This is a genomic window from Flavobacterium glycines, assembly GCF_900100165.1.
Lineage (GTDB): Bacteria > Bacteroidota > Bacteroidia > Flavobacteriales > Flavobacteriaceae > Flavobacterium > Flavobacterium glycines.
Genome location: NZ_FNEO01000003.1, coordinates 180506 through 200220, shown reverse-complemented (window position 1 = coordinate 200220; position 19715 = coordinate 180506). Strand labels below are relative to the sequence as shown.

General features: G+C 32.4%; 22 protein-coding genes. 7 read left to right on the top strand and 15 right to left on the bottom strand.

What is annotated here, in order from left to right; genetic code table 11:
• Positions 1-4: 4 nt before the first annotated feature.
• Entirely contained in the window at positions 5-2098 is a 2094-nt protein-coding gene (pta, locus tag BLR17_RS10650; RefSeq protein ID WP_066323935.1) for a phosphate acetyltransferase, read from the top strand.
• Positions 2099-2183: 85 nt separating this feature from the next.
• Positions 2184-3368 (top strand): acetate/propionate family kinase, encoded by a 1185-nt coding sequence (locus BLR17_RS10645; protein WP_066323543.1) that lies wholly within the window; start codon positions 2184-2186, stop codon positions 3366-3368.
• 35 nt (positions 3369-3403) lie between these two features.
• On the opposite strand, the gene BLR17_RS10640 is transcribed toward BLR17_RS10645, so the two are convergent.
• The 5 genes from BLR17_RS10640 to BLR17_RS10620 form a co-directional block, all read right to left on the bottom strand.
• Positions 3404-4498 (bottom strand): AI-2E family transporter, encoded by a 1095-nt coding sequence (locus tag BLR17_RS10640; protein WP_066323546.1) that lies wholly within the window; start codon positions 4496-4498, stop codon positions 3404-3406.
• A gap of 55 nt (positions 4499-4553) precedes the next feature.
• Positions 4554-5657 carry a PAS domain-containing sensor histidine kinase gene (locus tag BLR17_RS10635; RefSeq protein ID WP_066323940.1) on the bottom strand — a complete coding sequence of 368 codons (1104 nt, stop codon included), beginning with the start codon at positions 5655-5657 and terminating at the stop codon, positions 4554-4556.
• A gap of 217 nt (positions 5658-5874) precedes the next feature.
• Positions 5875-6717 (bottom strand): hypothetical protein, encoded by an 843-nt coding sequence (locus BLR17_RS10630; protein ID WP_066323547.1) that lies wholly within the window; start codon positions 6715-6717, stop codon positions 5875-5877.
• Positions 6718-6738: 21 nt separating this feature from the next.
• Positions 6739-7557, bottom strand: coding sequence for a 3-deoxy-8-phosphooctulonate synthase (kdsA, locus tag BLR17_RS10625; protein WP_066323548.1), 819 nt, complete (start codon positions 7555-7557; stop codon positions 6739-6741).
• A 103-nt stretch (positions 7558-7660) separates the two neighbouring features.
• Positions 7661-8083: a 2-dehydro-3-deoxyphosphooctonate aldolase gene (locus tag BLR17_RS10620; protein WP_066323551.1), complete on the bottom strand. Its 423-nt coding sequence runs from the start codon at positions 8081-8083 to the stop codon at positions 7661-7663.
• 281 nt (positions 8084-8364) lie between these two features.
• Here BLR17_RS10620 and BLR17_RS10615 point away from each other — a divergent pair, with 281 nt between their 5' ends.
• Both BLR17_RS10615 and BLR17_RS10610 read left to right on the top strand, forming a co-directional pair.
• On the top strand, positions 8365-8922 hold the full coding sequence (locus tag BLR17_RS10615; protein ID WP_066323553.1) for a YeeE/YedE family protein: 558 nt from the start codon (positions 8365-8367) through the stop codon (positions 8920-8922).
• Positions 8923-9015: 93 nt separating this feature from the next.
• Entirely contained in the window at positions 9016-9429 is a 414-nt protein-coding gene (locus tag BLR17_RS10610; RefSeq protein ID WP_066323556.1) for a DUF6691 family protein, read from the top strand.
• A gap of 66 nt (positions 9430-9495) precedes the next feature.
• On the opposite strand, the gene BLR17_RS10605 is transcribed toward BLR17_RS10610, so the two are convergent.
• The 7 genes from BLR17_RS10605 to BLR17_RS10575 form a co-directional block, all read right to left on the bottom strand.
• Complete coding sequence (locus tag BLR17_RS10605; RefSeq protein WP_066323558.1) at positions 9496-9771, bottom strand: ATP-dependent Clp protease adaptor ClpS; 276 nt, start codon at positions 9769-9771, stop codon at positions 9496-9498.
• A gap of 45 nt (positions 9772-9816) precedes the next feature.
• Entirely contained in the window at positions 9817-10650 is an 834-nt protein-coding gene (prmA, locus tag BLR17_RS10600; RefSeq protein WP_066323559.1) for a 50S ribosomal protein L11 methyltransferase, read from the bottom strand.
• A gap of 89 nt (positions 10651-10739) precedes the next feature.
• Positions 10740-11540 (bottom strand): hypothetical protein, encoded by an 801-nt coding sequence (locus BLR17_RS10595; RefSeq protein WP_066323561.1) that lies wholly within the window; start codon positions 11538-11540, stop codon positions 10740-10742.
• Between the two features lie 123 nt (positions 11541-11663).
• Entirely contained in the window at positions 11664-12416 is a 753-nt protein-coding gene (tpiA, locus tag BLR17_RS10590; RefSeq protein ID WP_066323562.1) for a triose-phosphate isomerase, read from the bottom strand.
• A gap of 40 nt (positions 12417-12456) precedes the next feature.
• Positions 12457-12978, bottom strand: coding sequence for a TlpA family protein disulfide reductase (locus tag BLR17_RS10585; protein ID WP_139068304.1), 522 nt, complete (start codon positions 12976-12978; stop codon positions 12457-12459).
• A gap of 265 nt (positions 12979-13243) precedes the next feature.
• Positions 13244-14347: a BT_3928 family protein gene (locus BLR17_RS10580; RefSeq protein WP_066323568.1), complete on the bottom strand. Its 1104-nt coding sequence runs from the start codon at positions 14345-14347 to the stop codon at positions 13244-13246.
• 5 nt (positions 14348-14352) lie between these two features.
• A complete protein-coding gene (locus tag BLR17_RS10575) occupies positions 14353-14901 on the bottom strand; it encodes a DUF1599 domain-containing protein (RefSeq protein WP_066323572.1) in 549 nt (182 codons plus the stop codon).
• A gap of 84 nt (positions 14902-14985) precedes the next feature.
• Here BLR17_RS10575 and folP point away from each other — a divergent pair, with 84 nt between their 5' ends.
• Both folP and BLR17_RS10565 read left to right on the top strand, forming a co-directional pair.
• Entirely contained in the window at positions 14986-15810 is an 825-nt protein-coding gene (gene folP / locus BLR17_RS10570; RefSeq protein ID WP_066323575.1) for a dihydropteroate synthase, read from the top strand.
• A gap of 2 nt (positions 15811-15812) precedes the next feature.
• Positions 15813-16448 carry a hypothetical protein gene (locus BLR17_RS10565; RefSeq protein ID WP_066323946.1) on the top strand — a complete coding sequence of 212 codons (636 nt, stop codon included), beginning with the start codon at positions 15813-15815 and terminating at the stop codon, positions 16446-16448.
• Positions 16449-16512: 64 nt separating this feature from the next.
• Here BLR17_RS10565 and rlmH read toward each other — a convergent pair whose 3' ends face one another.
• Both rlmH and BLR17_RS10555 read right to left on the bottom strand, forming a co-directional pair.
• Positions 16513-16986 carry a 23S rRNA (pseudouridine(1915)-N(3))-methyltransferase RlmH gene (gene rlmH, locus BLR17_RS10560; protein ID WP_066323577.1) on the bottom strand — a complete coding sequence of 158 codons (474 nt, stop codon included), beginning with the start codon at positions 16984-16986 and terminating at the stop codon, positions 16513-16515.
• A gap of 81 nt (positions 16987-17067) precedes the next feature.
• Complete coding sequence (locus tag BLR17_RS10555; RefSeq protein ID WP_066323579.1) at positions 17068-18276, bottom strand: MFS transporter; 1209 nt, start codon at positions 18274-18276, stop codon at positions 17068-17070.
• A gap of 101 nt (positions 18277-18377) precedes the next feature.
• On the opposite strand from BLR17_RS10555, the gene BLR17_RS10550 reads away from it, so the two are divergent.
• The gene (locus tag BLR17_RS10550) at positions 18378-19178 is read left to right on the top strand and encodes an AraC family transcriptional regulator (RefSeq protein ID WP_066323582.1); all 801 of its coding nucleotides are present in this window, start codon (positions 18378-18380) and stop codon (positions 19176-19178) included.
• A gap of 2 nt (positions 19179-19180) precedes the next feature.
• Here BLR17_RS10550 and BLR17_RS10545 read toward each other — a convergent pair whose 3' ends face one another.
• Complete coding sequence (locus tag BLR17_RS10545; protein WP_066323585.1) at positions 19181-19642, bottom strand: cupin domain-containing protein; 462 nt, start codon at positions 19640-19642, stop codon at positions 19181-19183.
• Positions 19643-19715: the final 73 nt, after the last annotated feature.

The following is a 19715-nucleotide window of genomic DNA, read 5'->3' as shown; positions in this document are numbered from 1 at the left end:
TATAATGAACAAAGCTATTTATATCGCAACTTCAGAGAGTAATAGTGGAAAATCGATTATTACTCTTGGATTAATGAGTATGCTAATTGGTAAAACAGCTAAGGTGGGTTATTTTAGACCCATAGTAGAAGATTTTGAAGATGGTAAATTAGATAACCACATCGAAACTGTAATTTCTTATTTTGGACTTGATATCCGATTTGAAGACGCTTTTGCCATTACCAAAAGTCAGTTAATTAAGAAGAAGAATAAAGGTAAGATAGGAGAGGTTCTTGATTTGATTATTGAAAAATTCAAACATTTAGAAGAACGTTTTGATTTTGTATTGGTAGAAGGAACCAGTTTTAGTGGTGAAGGAACAGCTATCGAACTGGATATGAATGTGCTTATCGCTAAAAATTTAGGGATTCCAACGATAATTGTTGGTTCAGGTGTTGGAAAAACCTTAGAAGAGTTTTTAGACGGAGAATACTTGGCTTATGATTCTTTCAAAAATAAAGAAGTAGAGGTATTGGCTTTTATTGCTAATAAAATCCAGCCTGAGAATTTAAAATTAGCAGAAGATGGTTTGCGTAGTGTTTTACCAAAAGAAGTTTTGGTAAGTGCAATTCCTGTTGTTTCAAGCTTAAATAATCCAACTGTTAAAGAAATAGTTGAGGAATTGGATGCTAAAATACTTTTTGGTAAAGATTTTATTAATAATGAAGTAGGTAGTTATAGTGTGGGTGCGATGCAGTTACGCAATTATTTATTACATCTTAAAGAAAATGCTTTAGTAATTACTCCTGGCGATCGGGCTGATATTATTTTAGGTGCATTGCAGGCTAATGAATCGGCTAATTATCCTTCTGTTTCAGGAATTGTTTTGACAGGAAATATTCTTCCGGAAGATAGTATTTTAAAACTGATTGAAGGGTTGCATAGTGTAGTGCCAATTATAGCTGTTGACGGAGGTACGTATCGCATCACGAACAAAATAGGATCCATTCAATCTAAAATTTATGCGGAGAATAAACATAAAATAGAAACATCGATAAGCACATTTGAAAAATATGTCGATTTAGATGCACTTGCAGATAAATTGAGTGCATTCCACGCAGAAGGAATGACTCCTAAAATGTTTCAGTACAATTTAGTTAAAAGAGCAAAACAACACCGCAAACATATTGTTTTACCGGAAGGTAATGATGACAGAATCATCATTGCGGCTTCGAGATTGCTTGCCATGGATGTAGTGGATATTTCAATCATTGGAAATAAAAAACAAATTGAAAATAAAGTGAACGAATTAGGAATCGCATTTGATTTTTCAAAAGTTAATATTGTTGTTCCAATAGAATCTCCTAATTATGAAGATTATGTAAATACCTATTATGAACTTCGAAAAAACAAGAATGTATCTATGGCTATGGCTAGAGATTTAATGGAAGATGTGTCTTATTTTGGAACAATGATGGTGTATAAAGGTCATGCAGATGGAATGGTTTCCGGAGCGGCACATACCACACAGCATACTATTTTGCCGGCTTTACAATTCATTAAAACTAAGCCGAATTCCAGTGTGGTTTCTTCCATCTTTTTCATGTGTTTGGAAGACAGAGTATCGATTTTTGGAGATTGTGCCATAAATCCGAATCCTACAGCTGAACAATTGGCCGAAATTGCTATTTCTTCCGCCGATTCGAGTTTAGCTTTCGGAATAGAGCCAAAAGTAGCTATGTTATCTTATTCATCTGGTTCATCAGGAAAAGGAGACGAAGTGGAAAAAGTGCGAACAGCAACCGAAATTGTAAAGAAAAAACGTCCTGATTTAAAAATAGAAGGACCTATTCAGTATGATGCTGCTGTGGATATGGAAGTAGGGCAAAGTAAAATGCCAAATTCGGAAGTGGCAGGGCAGGCGAGCGTGCTTATTTTTCCGGATTTAAATACAGGAAATAACACCTATAAAGCCGTGCAGAGAGAAACAGGAGCATTGGCCATTGGTCCGATGTTACAGGGGTTAAATAAACCAGTAAACGATTTAAGTCGCGGTTGTACCGTAGATGATATTATCAATACAGTTGTGATTACAGCAATTCAGGCTCAGGGATTGTGATTTTTAATTTAAAGATTGAAATATTAAATGATTTAAAAATTAATCTTTAAATATTTCAATTTTTTAATCTTTTAATGAAATATAAATGAAAATAGTTATTATAAATTCAGGAAGTTCGTCTATTAAATACCAATTGATCGATATGCCAGCAAGAGAAGTAATTTGTAGTGGAATGATCGACAGAATTGGTTTAGAAACTTCAAATTTTAGTTATAAAACCAATAAGGATTCATTGGAAGAAATTTTGCCAATTCCCAATCATAAAATAGGATTGGAAAAGATTTCATCTCTATTGATGGATGAAAAGCTTGGTGTAATAAAAAGTACTGCCGAGATTGAAGCGGTGGGACATCGAGTGGTTCATGGAGGGGCTAGTTTTTCGGATACGGTTTTAATTACTGAAGAAGTAAAAGAGAAAATTAAACAACTTTTTGAGCTCGCTCCCCTGCATAATCCTGCCAATTTAGAAGGAATCATTGTTGCTGAAGAAGTATTTTCTTCGGCAAAGCAAATTGCGGTTTTTGATACCGCTTTCCATCAAACGATGCCTGAAGTCGCATATCGTTATGCAATTCCGAATTATCTATTGACTGAAAATAAAATCAGAGCTTATGGTTTTCACGGAACTTCTCATAAATATGTTTCGGAAAAAGCGATTGGCTTTTTAGAGAAAAGCAGTAAAATTATCACAGTTCATTTAGGAAATGGTTGTAGTATTACTGCGGTGAAAGACGGAAAAAGCATCGATCACAGCATGGGTTTTGGTCCCATGAACGGCTTGATAATGGGAACCCGAAGCGGGGATATCGATCAATCAGTTATTTTTTATATGGTCAATACTTTGGGGTATCAACTAAATGAAGTCAACACGGTACTGCAAAAACAAAGTGGTATGCTGGGACTTACCGGTCATAGTGATTTAAGGGATATTCAGGCCAATGCCGAAAAAGGCGATTTGAATTGTCAGTTGGCTCTGGATATGAATGTGTATCGTATTAAAAAGTATATAGGTTCTTATGCTGCAGTTTTAAACGGAATTGATGCAATTGTTTTCACTGCTGGAATAGGAGAAAACTCAGCCTATATTAGGAAATCGGTATGCGCTGATATGCAGTTTTTGGGATTGGAACTGGACGAAGCTAAAAATGCAATTCGTTCTTCGGAAATTCGTGAAATAAATACAGTGAATTCGAAAACTAAAATTTTGGTAGTACCTACAAATGAGGAATTGGAAATAGCGAATCAGGTATATGATTTGATTTTAAATTAAAAAAGTTTCAAAAGCCTTTCTTTTGAAAGGCTTTTTTATTTTACTTTTTCGTTGTTTTGTTGTTTGCCGTCACCTAAAAGGATCGAAATAGCTTTTAGGCTTTCGGTACGGTCTGCAATAAGTTTTATGATACTCGTAAACGGAATAAATAAAATCATACCTGCAGCACCCCATAAAATACCTCCCAGCGTAATCATGATGATAATAACGAAGGTGTTTATTTTTAAACGATTGCCTACCACATAAGGGAAAATGATATAAGCTTCTAAGATTTGTACAATGGCAAAAACGGTTATCACACCAATAGGATACCAAATTGAATTGTAAGTAATCCATGAAATTGCAATTGGTAATAATGCTGATATCATGATTCCTATGTAAGGAATAAATGTAAGGATAGCAGCAATGAATCCAAACATAAAAGGGTGGGGAATTCCAACAATTAAAAGTCCAATACTGTTAAGTATTCCAACAATAAGATAAACTAAAAGCATTCCTTTTATAAAATTATAGTAAGCACTTATGGTTTCCATAAGGATTTCAAGGATTTTTTCTTTTTGCTCTATTGGAAAAAAAACAAGTAAAGCATCCGTAAACATTCTGCGATGAAAAAGAATAAGTGCTGAAAAAACAGGGATGATTATAGTATAATATAAAGTGTGGGAAAAAGAATAAAATGAAGACTCCAGAATTCCCAGAACCTGGTTTTCGGAATGGTTTATTAGATTTTCAAAAAACGAAATTTGTTCTGTATTTGTAACATTGAAATATTGTGAAATAAAAATACTGATTTGATTTATAGCCTCCAGTAATTTCGTTTTAAAAGGCTCCCATTCCAAAAGAAATTCTTTGGCTTGAAAAATAAGTAAACTCAATATGCTTATTATTAAAAAAAACACAATTGATAATGAGATACCAATTGCAATTGCAGGACTAATCCCTTTTTTTTCTAACCATTTGCAAACTGGATAAAGAATAAAACTTACAAGCAGTGCAAAAGAAAGAGGAATAAAAAGTAGTTTTCCAAAATAAAGCACTAACGATGTCAGGATAAAATATTGTAGCATCTCTAAACCTGAGATCGCGTTGTTATTTTTGACAGGTATTGGTGTTTTTGGAATAAGACTCATATTTAGATGATTATTTTGGCCTTAAATTAGTAAAAATAATCTTTTTATGAGTTTTTTAATCCTTAAAAGTGATGGTAAAAGTAGAACCTTCGTTTAATTTACTATCAAGTGTGATTTGACCGCCAAGATTAGTTACATGATTGTGTACTAAATACAATCCTATACCACTACTGTCAGCATGATCGTTAAAGGTTTGGTGTAAACCAAAAACTTTATCTTTTACTTTTTCAAGATCAAATCCAATTCCGTTGTCGGAAATAATTAATTGCGTGGCGCTATTGGTTATTTCTGAATGAATAGAAATATTTGATAATGTATTGGGTTTTGCATACTTAATAGAATTTGTAATTAAGTTCAAAAAAATACTTTTTAAGTAGGTTTTGTTGAAATTGATTTTGTCAATCCTGGAAAAATCGATACTAATTGTAGCTTGGGAATTTTGTATTAATGAGTTAATTGAAGCTAAAACTTCATTTAAAGTAGCACTTAAGGTAATTTCTTCTAGTGGTGTGTTTGGGTTTTGATTTTTATCGTTTAAAAACTTGAAGTGTTCGTTTAAATTTTCTTTCAATGTATCAGTAGTAGCCTTTAGTATGTTTATGAATTCTAAAGTTTCTTCATTCTTAATATCACTAGTATCTATTAATTCAAGAATAGTAAGTATATTATTTACTGGAGATCGTAAATCATGTGCAGTAGAATAACTTAATTTTTTGAATTCCTGATTGATTTCAGTTAGTTGTTTGAGATGTAATTTTCGTTCTTTTTCAAGTTCTTTTTTATGAGTAATGTTTTTAGCAACCGCATAGATTATTTGTTCGTCTTCAATCGGTATAGAAGTCCATGAAAGCCAGACAATTTGACCACTTTTAGTTAAATACCTGTTTTCAAAATCAAATAAAGGAATCTGACTTCTTAATTCGTTTCGGGCTGTAGTGGTTTTTTCCTGATCATTTTTGTAAACAAAATAATTTATAGGATTAGCAAATAATTCTTCGTTTGTATATCCTAATAATTTAGAAACAGCAGGATTAATTCTTTTAAAATACCCATCATATCCGGCTATGCAAAATAAATCGTGAGAGATATCGAAAAAACTCTCGAAGTTATTGAAAACATCTAAATTGCAAGCATTGTCATTTTCTCTATTTTTTGTCATAGGCATTTATTTAAAATATAGGCTCAATACAAGTAAATAGGTTTTAAAAAAGACTCGGGGGGAAGTATTTTTAAACAAAAATAATTTTTTTTTAGAACTAGAGGATGTGTCGATTAAATTAATTGTGTTTTTATGATGATATTTTTCCTTTTATTAAGAAAAAAAAGAGGTTTGTTAACTAACAAACCTCTTTTTAAAAATCCAATATCGATTTAAATTATATTTTGAAAATACCTCCAAAAGCAATGATTTTTTGGAAAAAATAAAAATCCTGTGCTGCTTTGTCAGTTGGACTTTGTGTGGTACGAATATCCTGCATATTGATATAGCCTCCTTTTAACTCACCCTGAAGGTAGAAATGCTTAAAGAAAGTAATATTTAAACCGGCTTTGGCAGAAATTCCATATCCTGAAGTATGGAAATCATCATGGCGTGGTTTTCCAAGTAAGGTAGTATTGGTTTTTGGATACAAAAGACCAGCTCCTAAGCCTTCGGTTAGATTAATTTGTACTTTATCAGTATTTGGAAGTTTAAACAAAGCAGAAATATCATCAAATCTGGAAACTTCGGTATGAACATAATTTAAACCGTCAGTATGCTCATATTTTAGGAATTCAGGAGTCATTTCTGTTGGAGTATGATTGTATGTTCCGTCAAAATCAGATCCAATGGCAATATTTCCGCTAACATTAGCAATTTGATTTTGTGTCATTACATATTTCATATGATCTAAGCCAACAGTTACACTGTAGTGATCACTAAAGAAATAACCTAAACGAAAATTAGTTTGCGGAATGGTCATTTTAGAAGGATTGATGTAATCAATATGCCAACCTTTAGGTTTGTCATGGGCTGTCATATTTTCTACAGTAAATTTATAACCGTCACCTCTAAAAGTTACATCAGATTTTGAATAACTATCTCTGTTTCCTCCCCAGGAAATGAAAAATTTTCCTTTGTTGTGAGCGGTGTATTTGTCCTGAAGTTTTATTTCTTCTTGTGCGCTAAGGCAGTTTGTGAATAAGAATGCTACACAAGCAGCAGTAAATAATTTTTTCACGAAAGTTTATTTTGATTAAAATTAAAATGAATTTACGGTTTTTCTAATCGCTACTAATTTGGTCATTAAATCTTCGAAATAGTCCAAATGCAACATATTAGCTCCATCGCTTTTAGCGTTAGCCGGATCGAAATGAGTTTCAATAAAAATTCCGTCAACTCCTACAGCAATTCCTGCTTTTGCAATTGTTTCAATCATATCAGGACGACCTCCGGTAACTCCGGCAGTTTGGTTAGGTTGCTGTAATGAATGTGTTACATCAAGCACTGTAGAGGCATATTGTTGCATAGTAGGAATTCCTCTGAAATCAACAATCATATCCTGATAGCCAAACATAGTACCACGATCAGTAACCATTACATTTTGATTGTTGCAATCCAGTACTTTTTGAACAGCGTGTTTCATGCTTTCAGGACTCATGAATTGTCCTTTTTTCAGGTTTACTGTTTTTCCTGTATTGGCGGCAGCCACAACTAAATCCGTTTGACGAACTAAGAAGGCAGGAATTTGTAAAACATCTACATATTGAGCTGCCATAGCTGCATCTTCGTTAGTGTGGATGTCTGTTACAGTTGGAACATGGAAAGTTTCGGATACTTTTCTAAGAATTTTTAAAGCTTTTTCATCTCCAATTCCTGAAAAGCTATCAATTCGGGAACGATTGGCTTTTTTGAAAGAACCTTTAAAAACGTAAGGAATTTGTAATTTGTCTGTAATGCCAACAATTTTTTCAGCAATACGCAATGCCATTTCTTCTCCTTCGATGGCACATGGACCAGAAAGTAAAAAGAAATTACCACTTTCGGCATGCTTAATTTGAGGGATATTTTGTATGTTCATAGGTGTTTTTTAGTAGTTGCAAATGTAGTTATGATTTGCGACTTAGCGTTTTTATTTTTTGTTTTTTTGGTATTGAAAAAGTAATAAAATGTATTTTTAAGAATTACAGTTTTTTAATTGTAAGTCCCATTGGACACAACAAGAAGCCTTTTTCGTAAATGTTGAGATATAGAATAACAGGTTTTTTTTGACCTTCCCAACGAATTTCAAAAACATCCAGAAAACCTGCGCCCATAGCCGTTCTTTTAGATGGAAAAGGACAGCAGCTTTCTAGTTTGGTATAGGTGATTTTTTCGCCTTTTGGACCGGCCAGAGCATTCAAAAAACGTTCTTCGTTTAATTGCTCATTATTAGTGTTGTAGTAAAAAATATTGATTGGGTAGTCTTTGTTATAACCATATTTTTTGTCTTTACTATATTCTGTAATGATAAAGGTGTTTTCTTTTGAAAGTTTAGGAATGGGAGCATTATCATTGACATTTCTCAATGTTGATTTGGTACTAATGCAGGAACTGCTTAAAAACATCAAGAGTATTGAGACGATTACTTTTTTAGCGATTATAGCAGTAAGTAACTTTTTATTTCCTTGTATTTTCTTAAGGAGGTTACTTATTAATAGTGATTTCATAAAATGGAATTAATTTTGAAATATTGGCTTTTAATAGTCATACAAAGATATTGAGAACTTCAAATTTTAAACTAATTTTTCGCTTTTTTTTAAATCGAAAGCGCTTTTTAGGCTTTTGTAACATTTCTCACATACCATTGAAAACTTAGTGTTTAAATTTGCATTAAAAATAAAAATATATGGAATTAATTTATCATACCTGGCCGTGGTATATTTCAGGCTTTATAATTGGTTTAGTGATGCTAAGCTTGATTTACTTTGGGAAAACTTTCGGAATGTCGTCTAATTTAAGAACCTTATGTAGTCTTGCGGGTGCAGGAAAAAAAGTGTCTTTTTTTAATTGGAATTGGAAATCGCAACGTTGGAATCTTGCAGTGGTGGCAGGAGCCATGTTAGGAGGTTTTGTAGCGACACATTATATGAGTGATCCTTCTAATGTTTCGATAAATCCTAAAACAATTGAAAAACTTCAGACTATAAATATTGATGCTCCTGAAGGGAAATTAATGCCTGATGCATTGTTTTCTACTCAGGTTTTTCAATCGCCAAAAGGAATGTTTATTTTGTTAATTGGCGGATTATTAATTGGTTTTGGTTCTCGTTACGCAGGTGGTTGTACATCGGGTCATGCAATTACCGGATTGAGTAATTTGCAACTTCCGTCTTTAAAAGCAGTGATTGGCTTTTTTATAGGTGGTTTAATCATGGCTCATTTTATTTTACCTTTAATTCTATAAGCTATGAAATGAGCATAAATTGGAATTGTTTGAAATGACAAATGATTATATGCGAATTGCATATTACTTATAAAAAACAATAAATATTAAAATATGAAATTGATAAAATTTATTTTAGTTGGATTTATTTTCGGAATTGTATTGACCAAATCGGAGGCAGTTTCCTGGTATCGAATTTATGAGATGTTTCAATTTCAATCTTTCCATATGTACGGCATTATTATGGTTGCTGTGTTGACAGGAATGATTGGAATTCAATTGATTAAAAAGTTTAAATTAAAGGATTGTTCAGGAGAACCAATATGTATTGGCGATAAAGAGCCGTCAACAGTTCGTTATCTTTTAGGCGGAGTTATTTTTGGATTAGGATGGGCTTTAGCAGGTTCTTGTCCAGGGCCAATATTTATATTAATTGGTGCAGGATTTACAACTGTTATTATTGTTTTGTTGGGTGCTTTGTTAGGAACTTTTCTTTATGGAGTTCTAAAAGATAAATTACCTCATTAAGACTCTTTAGTTCAAAAAAAAAGCATTCGTAAAATTCGAATGCTTTTTTTTGAACTAAAAATTTAGTTAAATTATTTCAGCGCTTAAGCCGGCTTCTAACAGCTGCGTACATTGTGGTTTTAGCTTATCTATAGAATCGGTTTTAACAGTACATTTTCCATTATAATGTACAATTAAAGAGCATTGTTCAGCTTGTTCAGGAGTATGTTCGCATACACGCATCAAAGTTTCAATTACGTGATCAAAAGTATTTACATCGTCATTATAAAGAATAATTTCGTTGTTTTTAGTTGTGACTTCATTTACACTAACTCTTTCTTTAACTTTTTCTATCGTACTCATACTGATTTTATTTATACTTTTAAATGTTTGATAATTAACAAAGTACTAATTTACGTATTTAAGTGAAACCCAGTTGTTTCTTTCGAATTTTTTAACATAAGTTAAGCCTTTTTCGGTGCAACAAGCATCAATTGCAGGAATGTCCACGTTATAGAATCCGCTTAGTAATAAAGTTCCATTAGGATTTAGGCAATCCACATAAGCTTGCATATCATTTAACAGAATATTTCTATTGATGTTAGCGATAATTAAATCGTATTTTTTATCTTTTAATAAAGCAGCATCACCTTCATAAACGCTGATGCTCTTGCAATTGTTACGCTCCGCATTTTCAATAGAATTCAAATAACACCAGTTATCAATATCGATGGCATCAATAGGCTGTGCGCCTTTCATTTCGGCAAGAATAGCAAGAATAGCAGTTCCGCAACCCATATCTAAGGTTTTCATTCCGGTAACATCTATTTCTAACAAATGCTGAATCATCATGTGAGTGGTTTCGTGATGTCCTGTTCCAAAACTCATTTTAGGTTCAATCAAGATATCAAATTCAGCATCCGTTTTAGGATGGAATGGAGCTCTTACATGACATCTTCCGTCTACATCAATAGGTTCAAAATTCTTTTCCCATTCTTCATTCCAGTTTACCTGCTCAATTTCTTCATAATTGTAATCAATTTCAAATTCTTCGGAATGAAGGATGTTGACATTTTCCAGAATCATTTCGTCCCATAAATCTTTTTGAACAAAAGCTGAAATTCCGGTTTCTGTTTCAGTAAAACTTTCGAATGCTAATTCGCCTAATTCGGCAATTAATATTTCCGAACCCAGTTCTTTTGGTTCAATACTAAAATGATAGGCGATATAAATATTTGACATAAAAATTATTTTTTTGCAAAGGTAAGCATTTATTTCAGGAATATTTTAAGCTAAAATGGATAAGGAATATTAAAATTAACCTAGTTATTTTATATATAATCGATCAGTATTTTTCTGAGGTCGTGTATTGGTTTTAAAGAAACTTCTGTTCCGCTTTCTCCATTATTAGAATAGTCAAACGGATTGTCTAAATCTTTAATTAAGAGAAACATATAGGCTATTAAAAAAGTTACTACTAATGTAAAAAATAAAGATGCATAGAAAGGTTCTATTTTGATAATTAAAAGACTGCATCCTATTAGAAATCCCATTGCTTCTAAGATGGTATAAGCCGACCCTACAAAATTAGTATCTCTAATGGTGTCAATGCGAAGAATCATTTTTCGAAGATTGTTTTGCTCATTTTTCATTTTAATGATATAACCGACCTGAACGCCTTCTTTATCCAGTTCAATGAAAAAATGATTCATATCGCTTATTTTTTTCAAAATGACTTTTGTTTTCTCTTTTTTGTAAAACCAATTTATAAGAGAGTTACAAAACATTTTTTGAAATTCTATAAATTCCAGCGCTGTTAAGGTATTTTTAGTTTTGTAAATGGTGTAAGTATCATCAACTAGTGATTTCATGGAAGCCGAAAGTTCACTAGGTAATTTTTCACTTTCTTTATAGTCGGATAATACACCACTGATTAAAAATCCAATAAGAAATATAGTTCCTGCGACCAAACTGGTAAAAAGGGCATTTAATTCAAGTACTTCCCATCCTAAATAATGGGTAAGGGTTTTAAGTAGCGCAAGAATAATGATTAATGGTGTTATTCGGATTGCGATAGACCATTTTTGCCAAATTTTATTTGCTGATTTGTTGATTAGATTTTTAGATTCCATTTTTAAAACAATGTTTTTTGGATAACGTATTTCTAAGGAGAGTAGTATTTGTAATTCGATTTTTAATCAAAAAATCCCCAATTACAGGAGTAATTGAGGATTCTTATAAAAATATTTTTGGTATTAGATTGCTGTAACGATAGCAACGAAATCATCAGCTTTTAATGCAGCTCCACCAATTAGACCACCGTCTACATCTGGTTTTCCGAAAATTTCTTTAGCATTTTCTGGTTTTACTGAACCTCCGTAAAGAATTGTTGCGTTTTCAGCAATTTCTTTTCCGTAAGCTTTAAGAATTGTTTCTCTGATAAATTCGTGCATTTCCTGTGCTTGTTCAGGAGAAGCTGTTTCTCCGGTTCCGATAGCCCAAACCGGTTCGTAAGCTAAAACGATTTTATCCCATGATTTAGCGTCAACCTGGAACAAACCATCTTTTAATTGGTTTTCAACAATGTTGAAATGATTTCCTGACTGACGGTCTTTTAATTCTTCACCAAAGCAAAAAATAACTGTCATATCATGTTTCAGCGCCGTATTTACTTTATCAGCAATTAAAGCATCACTTTCGTGGAAAATAGCTCTACGCTCAGAGTGACCAAGGATTACTGTATTTACTCCAACAGATGTTAACATATCAGCAGAAATTTCTCCTGTAAATGCTCCGCTTTCAGTTTGGTGAACGTTTTGAGCTGAAACACTAATGTTAGTCCCTTTTAATTGGTTTACTGCTGCAGCCAAGTTTACAAATGTAGGCGCAACAATTACTTGTGCTGTAGTATTAGCAGGCACTTTTGCAATTAATTCACTTAATAATTCGCTAGTTTGTGCTGCATTCTTGTGCATTTTCCAGTTTCCTGCTACAATTTTTTTTCTCATTTTCGTAGTGTTATATTTGAATTTTGTTTTTATTAAATTTTTAAATCGTTCCTTTTTCTAATTGGGTTAAAATTGAGCTGATTTTATCAAAATCATTTTCACTTGTATGATACAAAACAATTTTTCCTGTTTTATTAACGATGATATATCTTGGAATCCAATCTAAATCTATCGCTTTTGCAAAAGCACCTTTCATTTGATCTTTTGCCATAAAATGCGCTCCTTTCAATTGGTATTTTTCAATGCCGTATTTCCATCTTTCAGCTGTATCATCCATCGAAATATAGATGTAATTAGTTTCGGGATGAGCAACTTGTAATTCTTTCATTTTTGGAATTTCTTCGATGCAATCGCGACACCAGCTTGCCCAAATTTTAATCACTACATTTTTTCCTTTATTTTGAGATAAAATCTTGTTGAAAGCAATTTGATTCCCATCAGTATTTAAAACCGTTTCGGCTAATGCTTCTTTAGAAAATGTTGCTTTTTGCCTGTCTGCTTTGGAACAAGAAAAAGCTACAAAAAACACTAAAAAAGCTATTGTTGTTTTTATTTTTTTCATTGTAACAAAGTTAAAATAAACCTATATCTCAAATGATTGTTTTTTGAATATTAATAAATAAAATAACAAATACGGCTTTTAGAGTTATAAAAAAACAAAAGAAAACGTAATAGTTAGCTTTGTTGTTTTAAAAAGGAGCAATAAAAACTTTCATTTTCCATCTAAACGATCGCTTAAAAGACTTGTTTTAGTCGTTTTTCTAAACTTTAAACATATAAAAAAAGCTCATAAATGTCTTTAAATTGCATTTACAAGCTTTTTATTATTATAATTTTAATTCACTAATATCGTTGTAGTGAACTTTTTGTTTGATGGTTCCCTTGTCAAGAACTATGATACTGGGATTGGCTCTTTCAATGGTTTTTAAGGCAATAGCATCACAGCCATAAAAATCAAATTTCAGATTGTATTTTTTTTGTGCTTTTTCAATTTCTTCCTTTGGTGAATTAGTCATACCAATTACTTTGTATCCTTTGGCAGAAGCTTCTTTATATAATGAAGCTAATTTTATCATACCTTCTTCTTTGGATAAACTTAAATCGTAAGTGACAATCATTACTAATTTAGGTTCCTGAAGCAATTCATCCTTGTAGTCGGAATCGTCTTTCATCATGGTAAAATCGTGGATAGGAGGAATGTAACCCTGACTGATTACTTTATCTTTTCTGTCTACAAATTCAGCCCCTTCAGGAAGGTTTGTTAAATCTTTTTCGGTAAATTCTTTTTGGACACCGTTCACTTTGTAAATGAATATCATTTCTACAACCGGAGTTGGAGCGCCTTCGGGAATTTTCATTCCTTTTTGAATGTTGTTGCCTACTTTGTACGGACGAAAATCAATTATTGGTAAATGATTTAAAACGATATATGCAATAGAAATACTAATTGCTAAACCTAAATAAACAATGGCATTTTGAAAACTACTATTGTTAAATAAAGGTTTTATTTGTTTTTGGTTGACAAATAAAATTAGAATTAAAACTAATAGAATGACATCTTTAGTGAAAGATTCCCAGGGAGTCAGGTGTAAAGCATCTCCAAAACAACCACAATCTTTGACTACATCAAAATAAGCGGAATAAAAAGTAAGGAATGTAAAGAATACAATCATTAGCAATAAACTCCTGACTGTAAATTTAGTTTTATAACCGATAAGCAGCATGACCCCTAAAACCACTTCTACAATAACTAAAAATAAGGCTAAATACAGGCAATAAGGAGTTAAAAAAGGCAGATTGAAAACAGGTTCGCTGAAATATTCAGTTAATTTATAGGAAAATCCTATTGGGTCGTTCAACTTAATTAATCCGGAGATGATAAATAAAACGCCAACAAATAATCTGGAAAATTGGGTTATAAAGTTCTTCATAAGTATTATTTGGTGCTGCTAAATCCCATTAATATTAAAGCAAAAACAGAGTAATTAATCATGTCTTGGTAATTGGCATCAATACCTTCAGAAACGATTGTTTTTCCTTTGTTGTCTTCAATTTGCTTTACGCGAAGTAATTTTTGAAGAATTAAATCCGTTAATGAACTTACTCTCATATCACGCCAGGCTTCACCGTAATCATGGTTTTTGGCTTCCATTAAATCTTTGGTAAGTTTTACTTTCGCATCATATAATTCGGTAGCTTTTTCAACATTTAAATCGGGCTGATCTACAACGCCCAATTCTAATTGAATCAAAGCCATAATCGAATAATTGATAATTCCGATGAATTCGCTTGATTCATCTTCATCTACTTTTCGAACTTCGTTTTCCTGTAAACTGCGAATTCTTTGCGCTTTGATAAAAATTTGATCAGTCAGGGATGGTAATCGTAAAATGCGCCACGCACTGCCATAATCCTGCATTTTATTAACGAATAAGGAACGACAAAATTCAATTACCTTATCGTACTGTTGAGAAGTATTCTTCATTATTATTGATGTATATTTGTCTAAAATTTTCCCAAAAATAGGGATAAATTTTAAAAGGATTCAACTTTAAATTAAGATTAAAAAATGACAATAAATTGTAAGGGACAACTGATTGATTTATCACAGCCTAAAGTGATGGGGATTTTGAATATTACTCCTAATTCTTTTTTTGATGGTGGTAGGTATTCCAGTGAAGAAGAAATTTTAGTTAAAGTTGAAAGAATGCTGGCTGAAGGAGCTACTTTTATTGATATTGGGGCTTATTCCAGTAAACCTAGTGCGGAATTTGTTTCAGAAGAAGAGGAGTTGAATAGAATTGTTCCGGTTGTACAGTTATTAGTAAAGCATTTTCCTAAAATTCTAATTTCTATAGATACATTCAGGAGTAAAGTTGCCAGTGCCTGTATCGAAAACGGGGCGGCAATAATTAATGATATTTCGGCTGGAAATCTTGATGATAAAATGTTGGAAGTAGTTGCGCATTATCAGGTTCCATATATTATGATGCACATGCGAGGAACGCCTCAAACGATGCAAAGTATGACAACTTATGAGGATATTGTGAAAGAAATGTTGTTCTACTTTTCAGAAAAAATAGCACAGGCAAGAAGTTTAGGGATAAATGATTTGATTGTTGATCCTGGTTTTGGATTTGCAAAAACGATTGAACAAAATTACGAAGTGATGCAAAAATTGAGTTTGTTTCATAATTTTGCATTGCCTGTTTTAGTTGGTATTTCCAGAAAATCGATGATTCATAAAACTTTAGCAATAGGTGCCGATGAAGCTTTAAATGGAACTACGTTTTTAAATACCATTGCTTTAACTAAAGGTGCGCAAATATTGCGGGTACATGATGTGAAAGAGGCTGTTGAATGCGTGAAATTGTTCGAAAAATTAAATTCTTAAAAATGAAATATTTTAGTCTTATTGTTGTGTTTTTTTTGTTTTCCTGTGGTAATAAAGAAGATATTTTACTCCCAAAATCAGATACAACAGTAGTTAGTGATGTTCAGGATCATTCGCCGATTTATCTTTTTTTCAGAACAAAAGACAAAGATACTTTAGTTGAAGTGAATCGAAAAAACAGTATCATCACCACAAATTGGATTTTTAATATTGATAAGCGTTTGCCCTTGAAAATAGTAATTCCGGAAGTGATAAAATTGCAGGAAAAAAAGCGTCAGGAAAAAGCTCATAAAAACGAAAAAGCAGAGAATTATTTTGCTTACGCCGACTCGATAAAGAAAAATATGGCTTTTATTCCTTTTACAAAAGTGTATTACAGTATGCGAAAACCAAAAAAAGATGACTTTGTTATCTATTTTAAAAAACGCGCAGACATGGTTTCGTTAAATGGAAAATATGTAAAAAAATCAGATTTATTACAGGAATTTTTCAGTATTCAGTTTATATTAAAACCGCGTATTGTTATACAATTCGATAAAAATATGTCTTATGGAGAGTATCTTCAAAATAAGATTTTATTACGAAAATTTGATTTGTATAATGTAAATCCTATTGCTCCTTACGAGTTTATTCATTGATTTATTTTGGAACAGCGATTGAGAAAATTTGAAAAATCAAAGCAATCTTTATTTCTATTTTAAATTACTGATGGTGATAAGGTTCGTTTCTTAAAATGGTAAAACCACGGTACAATTGTTCGATAAAAAATAAACGAACCATTTGGTGTGAAAAAGTCATTTTAGAAAGTGAAATTTTTCCTTGTGCTTTGGCATAAACAGTTTCCGAAAATCCATAAGGCCCGCCAATTACAAAAACCAAGGTTTTGATTCCCGAATTCATTTTTTTTTGTAATTCTTCCGAAAATCCTACACTGGAGAAGTTCTTCCCATTTTCATCCAAAAGAATTAATTGGTCAGAGGAACCGATTTTAGATAAAATCAATTCACCTTCTTTTTCTTTCTGCTGATTTTCCGATAAGTTTTTTACATTCTTGATGTCAGGAATAATTTCTAACTCAAATTTGATATAAAAAGACAATCGTTTGGTATAATCGTCAATTAAGGTTTGCAATGCTTTATTATCGGTTTTGCCTATGGCGATGAGTTTGATGTTCATTTTGAGGATGATTTTCGAAGCTGCAAATATATTAAACTGCTTTTGATTTTAATTGCAGCTTCAAAAATCAACAAATAACTGTTATGCCACTTTTTTGTTTTCGATATTAGGTAAAAATCCTGTTATGATTCCCAATAAAGGCAAAAAAGCACAAATATTAAAAACATGAGCAATACTGGTCGCATCGGCTAATTTTCCTAAAATAGCCGAACCCAAACCGCCCATTCCAAAGGCAAATCCAAAGAACAATCCGGCTACTAAACCTAATTTTCCGGGTAATAATTCGGTTGCATAAACTAAAATAGCCGAAAAAGCAGAAGAAATGATTAATCCGATGATTACCGATAATATGCCTACCCAAAATAAGGATACATGCGGTAATAAAAGTGTAAAAGGAGCAACACCTAAAATAGAAATCCAAATCACATATTTTCTTCCAAATTTATCACCTAATGGCCCGCCAATTAAGGTTCCGGTTGCTACAGCTCCTAAGAAAGTAAATAAATACAGTTGGGATTCTTGTATACTTAAATGGAATTTATCGATAAGGAAAAAGGTGTAATAACTTGTAATGCTGGTCATATAGAAATATTTAGAAAAGATTAGCACTAGCAAGATAATCAATGAAATAATTACTCTTCTTTTTGATAAATGATGAACGGCTGGTTCTTTAGCTATTTTTCCAGCGTTTTTTAAAGATAAATGCTCGCTGTACCACAATGCGATTTTGTACAAAACAAAAATCCCTATTAAAGCAATTAGACAAAACCAAATAATATAAGTCTGTCCGTGTGGAATGACGATTAATGCTACTAATAAAGGACCAATTGCACTTCCGGCGTTACCGCCCAATTGAAAAATGGATTGAGCCAAACCTTTTTTTCCGCCTGAAGCTAAATGCGCCACTCTTGAGGATTCAGGATGAAAAATAGAAGATCCTATCCCAATTAAACTTACCGATAATAATAAATAAGTAAAACTGGAAGCTATAGAAATGAAAAATAATCCCAGCATTGTAAAACTCATTCCAATTAGTAAAGAATAAGGTTTTGATTTTTTATCCGTATACATTCCCACAAAAGGCTGTAAAATAGAAGCAATGATTTGGTAAGTAAAAGTGATGATCCCAATTTGAGAGAAACTTAAATTGAAGTTTTCTTTGATTAATGGGTAAATTGACGGGATTACTGCCTGTAAAAGATCATTAATCAGATGGGAAAAACTTATGATAAAAAGTATTGAGTAGGTTGTTTTTTGAACTATTTCCGGATGTGTTTTTACATTTTCCATGAGTCATTATTTTGTTTTTTACTATTCTTAAAAAATAACAGCTGTATTATTTTTACAAAGATGCTAATAAATGATGTTGTCAGAATTGCTATATTTGGACAATGAATAACGATTATCAGACATACAAGATTGTAGATTTTGGATTCCAAATCAATCCTGATTTACCCGTTGTAGGTTACACCGAAAGGGTAACTAATGCTGTTTGTTTGTCGCATGCACATCCCAGAGCACAGTTAATTTATGCTACCAGCGGTGTGATGAATGTAGTGGTAGATAATCAAATTTGGGTTGTTAATCCATTACAGGGATTATGGATTCCGGGAGGAATGGAGCATCAGGTGTCTTTTCAAAAAGATGTTAACTTATACAGTGTTTTTATCGATCCCTCTTTTACGGATGGATTGCCTACGGTTAGTTTTTCTTTTGATATTTCGGTTTTTTTAAAACAATTGCTTTTTAAAATTATTTCTTTTGGAACTGATGCTGGGGTTACGTCTTCTCAAAGAAGAGTCATGGAAGTATTTTTAGACGAAATGGCTTTAATTGAGCCAAGTGCTACTTTTTTGCCTACGACTAATCATCTGAGATTAAAAAATGTAGTGCATCTTTTGTTGAACGATGTTGCCAGTAAATATACAATCGATTATTACGCCGAAATTTCGTGTATGAGCAGCCGGACTTTATCTCGTTTATTCATTAAAGAGTTAGGAATGAATTTCAGTGATTGGCGCATTCGCTTAAAATTGTTAGAAGCCATTAAAAGACTGGGAGAAAAACAATCGATAAAAGAAATTGCTTTCGATTTAGGCTATGAAACCACCAGTGCATTTATTTATATGTTTAAAAAGCATTTGGGAAAAACGCCTTCAAATTATATTTTAGAAAATAATGATTTGTATTAAGATTATTTCGGATTATTGGTTGTAATAACAAAAACAATCAAAATTTCGTCAGTAGTGTTGATTAACGAATGAAAACCTTCGCCGCTCATAGCGGTAATGCTTCCTTTTGTTAGTGTTTTTTTTCTGATAATTCCGTCTTTTTTAGTCATTTCGGTGTATTCGCCTTCTCCGTGCATGACGATATAAAGTTCCTCTTCATGGCGGGTGCCATGGGTATGAAATCCGGCTTCATCTCCTTTGTTGCAAAAAACCATGTAAGCGCCAATGCGGTTATTGGTTAATTCGCCTTCGTCAAACATTTGTAATAAATACACAATTCCATTTCCTCCGTACATTGGGTCGCGTTTGTCAACTCTAACAACAGTTCTTTCGGATTTACTAAAAGGAGTAACACTAAGATCGATGTATTGAGATACCAATTCGATTATTTTGGCGTTTTCATTTTCAGGGGTTATGGAAGGCATTTGGATTTGCTTATTTATTGATTTTGTTCAAATATAGTATTTAAATCTTTGACAGAATTAGCTTCAGAATAAA

What these genes read in the sequence shown, in the direction of transcription:
- pta (WP_066323935.1), top strand. Translation starts at nt 5, where the DNA reads ATGAACAAAGCTATTTATATCGCAACTTCAGAGAGTAATAGTGGAAAA.
- BLR17_RS10645 (WP_066323543.1), top strand. Translation starts at nt 2,184, where the DNA reads ATGAAAATAGTTATTATAAATTCAGGAAGTTCGTCTATTAAATACCAA.
- BLR17_RS10640 (WP_066323546.1), bottom strand. Translation starts at nt 4,498, where the DNA reads ATGAGTCTTATTCCAAAAACACCAATACCTGTCAAAAATAACAACGCG.
- BLR17_RS10635 (WP_066323940.1), bottom strand. Translation starts at nt 5,657, where the DNA reads ATGACAAAAAATAGAGAAAATGACAATGCTTGCAATTTAGATGTTTTC.
- kdsA (WP_066323548.1), bottom strand. Translation starts at nt 7,557, where the DNA reads ATGAACATACAAAATATCCCTCAAATTAAGCATGCCGAAAGTGGTAAT.
- BLR17_RS10620 (WP_066323551.1), bottom strand. Translation starts at nt 8,083, where the DNA reads ATGTTTTTAAGCAGTTCCTGCATTAGTACCAAATCAACATTGAGAAAT.
- BLR17_RS10615 (WP_066323553.1), top strand. Translation starts at nt 8,365, where the DNA reads ATGGAATTAATTTATCATACCTGGCCGTGGTATATTTCAGGCTTTATA.
- BLR17_RS10610 (WP_066323556.1), top strand. Translation starts at nt 9,016, where the DNA reads ATGAAATTGATAAAATTTATTTTAGTTGGATTTATTTTCGGAATTGTA.
- BLR17_RS10605 (WP_066323558.1), bottom strand. Translation starts at nt 9,771, where the DNA reads ATGAGTACGATAGAAAAAGTTAAAGAAAGAGTTAGTGTAAATGAAGTC.
- prmA (WP_066323559.1), bottom strand. Translation starts at nt 10,650, where the DNA reads ATGTCAAATATTTATATCGCCTATCATTTTAGTATTGAACCAAAAGAA.
- BLR17_RS10595 (WP_066323561.1), bottom strand. Translation starts at nt 11,540, where the DNA reads ATGGAATCTAAAAATCTAATCAACAAATCAGCAAATAAAATTTGGCAA.
- tpiA (WP_066323562.1), bottom strand. Translation starts at nt 12,416, where the DNA reads ATGAGAAAAAAAATTGTAGCAGGAAACTGGAAAATGCACAAGAATGCA.
- BLR17_RS10585 (WP_139068304.1), bottom strand. Translation starts at nt 12,978, where the DNA reads ATGAAAAAAATAAAAACAACAATAGCTTTTTTAGTGTTTTTTGTAGCT.
- BLR17_RS10580 (WP_066323568.1), bottom strand. Translation starts at nt 14,347, where the DNA reads ATGAAGAACTTTATAACCCAATTTTCCAGATTATTTGTTGGCGTTTTA.
- BLR17_RS10575 (WP_066323572.1), bottom strand. Translation starts at nt 14,901, where the DNA reads ATGAAGAATACTTCTCAACAGTACGATAAGGTAATTGAATTTTGTCGT.
- folP (WP_066323575.1), top strand. Translation starts at nt 14,986, where the DNA reads ATGACAATAAATTGTAAGGGACAACTGATTGATTTATCACAGCCTAAA.
- BLR17_RS10565 (WP_066323946.1), top strand. Translation starts at nt 15,813, where the DNA reads ATGAAATATTTTAGTCTTATTGTTGTGTTTTTTTTGTTTTCCTGTGGT.
- rlmH (WP_066323577.1), bottom strand. Translation starts at nt 16,986, where the DNA reads ATGAACATCAAACTCATCGCCATAGGCAAAACCGATAATAAAGCATTG.
- BLR17_RS10555 (WP_066323579.1), bottom strand. Translation starts at nt 18,276, where the DNA reads ATGGAAAATGTAAAAACACATCCGGAAATAGTTCAAAAAACAACCTAC.
- BLR17_RS10550 (WP_066323582.1), top strand. Translation starts at nt 18,378, where the DNA reads ATGAATAACGATTATCAGACATACAAGATTGTAGATTTTGGATTCCAA.
- BLR17_RS10545 (WP_066323585.1), bottom strand. Translation starts at nt 19,642, where the DNA reads ATGCCTTCCATAACCCCTGAAAATGAAAACGCCAAAATAATCGAATTG.